The 3,210-nt window shown below is 47.6% G+C and carries 3 protein-coding genes and 1 pseudogene; 3 read left to right on the forward strand and 1 reads right to left on the reverse strand.

Annotation, left to right across the window (positions count from 1 at the left end):
- The 3 genes and pseudogenes from AB4486_RS22590 to istB form a co-directional block, all read left to right on the forward strand.
- Positions 1–239, forward strand: a pseudogene (locus tag AB4486_RS22590) (hypothetical protein); the annotation flags it as partial.
- A gap of 124 nt (positions 240–363) precedes the next feature.
- Positions 364–1,896: an IS21 family transposase gene (gene istA, locus AB4486_RS22595; protein WP_017101221.1), complete on the forward strand. Its 1,533-nt coding sequence runs from the start codon at positions 364–366 to the stop codon at positions 1,894–1,896.
- Between the two features lie 11 nt (positions 1,897–1,907).
- Positions 1,908–2,648, forward strand: coding sequence for an IS21-like element ISVch3 family helper ATPase IstB (gene istB / locus AB4486_RS22600; protein ID WP_136975822.1), 741 nt, complete (start codon positions 1,908–1,910; stop codon positions 2,646–2,648).
- On the opposite strand, the gene AB4486_RS22605 is transcribed toward istB, so the two are convergent.
- Positions 2,636–3,210: hypothetical protein (locus tag AB4486_RS22605; RefSeq protein WP_372118706.1), on the reverse strand; the 575-nt coding region annotated here is incomplete at its 5' end. The two genes, istB and AB4486_RS22605, sit on opposite strands and share 13 nt — an antisense overlap.

Here is a 3,210-nt window from a genome sequence, read left to right on the forward strand (position 1 = left end):
GCGCAGAAATGGCAAGCCAGATTGCAGCAAAAGGATTGAACGTTGTTTTGGTCGCTCGTCGAGAAAAAGAGCTTGAAGAGCAAGCTACGTTGCTTACGGAACGCTACGGAATTAAAGCAACGACCGTTTCTGCTGCATATTTCGGAGCATTCCGATCAGTCATTTCGGGATTATCCGATCACCCATTTCGGTTTAAACCGATCACTGATTCCGCGATTATCCGATCACTTTTAGCCTAACTCCGAAATCGGTGATCGGAATAGCGAAAACCGCGATCGGAATGCCCGAAATCCTTCCTTTTTCTCTTTTAAATCAATAGCTCGCTATTCTTTACTTCTTAAACAAGAACGTAAGGAAGCGACAATGGCCAAAAAGAGAACTCCAATGAACAAAATCAAAGAGGTATTACGCCTTAAGTACGACTGCGGTCTCTCCAATCGTGGTATCGCTTCTTGCCTGAAACTCGGCCCGTCCACCATATCGGAACTCCTTACTCGCTTTAAACAAAGCCAACTTGGCTGGCCTCTACCCGAAAGTTGCAGCGATGCTGATCTCACGCAAGCGCTGTATCACGGCAAGAAAGCCAGTCGCGATAAAGTCATGCCAGACTTCACTCAATACGCAGTCGAACTCAGACGTAAAGGCATGACAAAGATGTTGTTGTGGCAGGAATACCATGAGCAATATCAAGAACAAGCTTACGCTTACACTCAGTTCTGCGAGCACTTCACTCGTTGGTTCAAAACTCAAAAGCGCAGCATGCGCCAGCTCCATGTGGCAGGTGACAAGCTGTTTATCGATTACTGTGGGCCTCGGCTTCAAGTGGTCAACCCTGATACAGGTGAAGTGCGCGAAGCAGAAGTGTTCGTGGCGACCTTAGGTGCGTCCAATTACACCTATGTTGAAGCCTTCCCGAGTCAAGGTAAGTCTTACTGGTTAGAGGCGCATGCCAATGCGTTCGAGCACTTCGGTGGTGTACCACAGCTCTTGGTTCCCGATAATCTACGTAGCGCGGTCACCAAAGCCAATCGTTATGAGCCGAGACTTAACGACAGTTATCAAAAACTGGCGAATCACTATCAAACCGCAGTGATGCCAGCTCGCCCTTACAAACCGAAAGACAAAGCCAAGGCAGAGAATGCCGTGCTCCTAGTGGAACGCTGGATCATGATGCGACTACGACATCAAACCTTCCATACCTTCAAAGAGCTGAACCTTGCCATCCGTGAGCTTATGAATGACTTAAACGAACGTGAGATGAAACAGTATGGTGCGAGCCGCAAAGCGCTGTTCGACAAACTCGATAAGCCAGCGTTAAAGCCGCTACCTAAGCAGCGATACCTCTATACCGAAACCAAGCGAGCCAAGGTTGGGCCTGATTATCACATAGAATATCGCCGCCACTACTACTCGGTGCCACATCAACTTGTTGGTCACCATGTCGAACTGGAAGCCTCCAACCGTCTGGTGCAGATCTACCATCAAGGTAACTTGGTAGCCCAGCATCCACGCAGCCAAAGAGAGCGCGGAAACAGCACCCAACCAGAGCACATGCCGAGTAATCATCAACATCAGAAGTGGTCGCCTGGACGCCTGCTCAACTGGGGAGCCAATATCGGCCCAGCCACACGAGAAGTCATCAATAAGATGCTCTACTCCAAGCCTCATCCAGAGCAGTCGTATCGCTCCTGCCTTGGGCTGCTCAATCTGAGTAAAGCGCATGGCGAGTCGCGCTTAGAGCAAGCCTGTAAAGATGCGCTGATGCTGACAAAACCGAACTACACCTTCATCAACAATCTGCTGAAGAACAATCGTGAAGGACAACTGAGCAAAGACAACACGAGCACGCCGAACCTTGTTCATAGCAATGTCCGTGGCCCGAACTGTTATCACTAGGAGAAATACAAATGAACGCACTGAACAACCAACTCAAAACCCTCCGCTTGAGCCATGCAGTGAAAGCGTTAGAGCAGCAACAAGAACAACTGAGCACCTACGCAGAGCTGGACTTCGAGGAAAGGCTAAGCCTACTTCTGGAAAGTGAAATCTTGAATCGCAATCAGACAAAAATCCAACGCTTAAAACGGCAAGCCAAACTGAGAGTGGATGCTCAGCCGAGCCAACTCATCTACAAGGAGGGACGAAATCTCAATCGTAAACAGATGAGCGAACTTCTAACGGGCAGTTATCTACATAAGCACCAGAATATCTTGATCACAGGCCCAACAGGTGCTGGCAAAACGTATCTTGGCTGCGCACTGGCAACCAGTGCCTGCGACCAACAACACACGGTCAGATACTACCGATTAACTCGCCTGCTTGATGACCTGACCGCAGGTCGTCTGGACGGTAGCTATCAAAAGCAACTTCAATCGTTGGCTAAGAAAGCTCTACTAATCCTCGACGACTGGGGGATGGAAAAGCTAACCCAAGAGCATGCTGGTCACTTATTAGAAGTGCTTGAAGATCGTTACCAAAACAGCAGCACGATCGTCATCAGTCAGTTACCTGTAAAGGAGTGGTACAACATGATCGGTAACGCCACTGTCGCAGACGCTCTAATGGATCGGCTGGTACACAATAGTCATCGAATAGAACTAGGAGGTGAGTCGATGAGAAAACTGGCGCAATCCGATCACTTAGAGTAAAAATAGGAAGAGAGAAAAACGGCAGGATCAAGTGATCGGAATAAACCGAAACGAGCGATCGCAATCACCGAAATACGCAATTCGTTGAACTCCCGATAGATTACAGTCTTATGTTGTTTTGTATAGTGCTTGGTCGTGATGGTGCAAACATCTTTCGTAAAACCGTACTTTGATACATCAACGTCTTTAAAGTCTTGCCATTGCGTTGTTGTAGCTCCCGCCCTCATGATATCAGCGCGTTTCCATTCATAAACATTACCCTGTAACAAATCAAAGAATTCTTGTTCTAAATCTCGTTGGTGGCGTTTACGTTCGATTGCTAAAAATGGGTTTGCAACGTCTTCAAAATAGAGGTCTAAAGAATCTAGCTCTGACTCTGTAACCCAGTTAACAAGCTCTGGCGTACTGTCTCTTACCTGTTTGATGGTTTCTTCGTCATGAACCTTGATAGGGACATAATAACGGTCATGAAGACGCTTGCCATCTTTCCTGCGTAGTAGGTATAAATGGGATTTTGAGCCGTCTAGCATTTCGATAGTAATCATATGGCGATGGTCGATTG

Origin of the sequence: Vibrio sp. 10N.222.55.C6 (assembly GCF_041473395.1) — a bacterium.
GTDB lineage: Bacteria > Pseudomonadota > Gammaproteobacteria > Enterobacterales > Vibrionaceae > Vibrio > Vibrio crassostreae_C.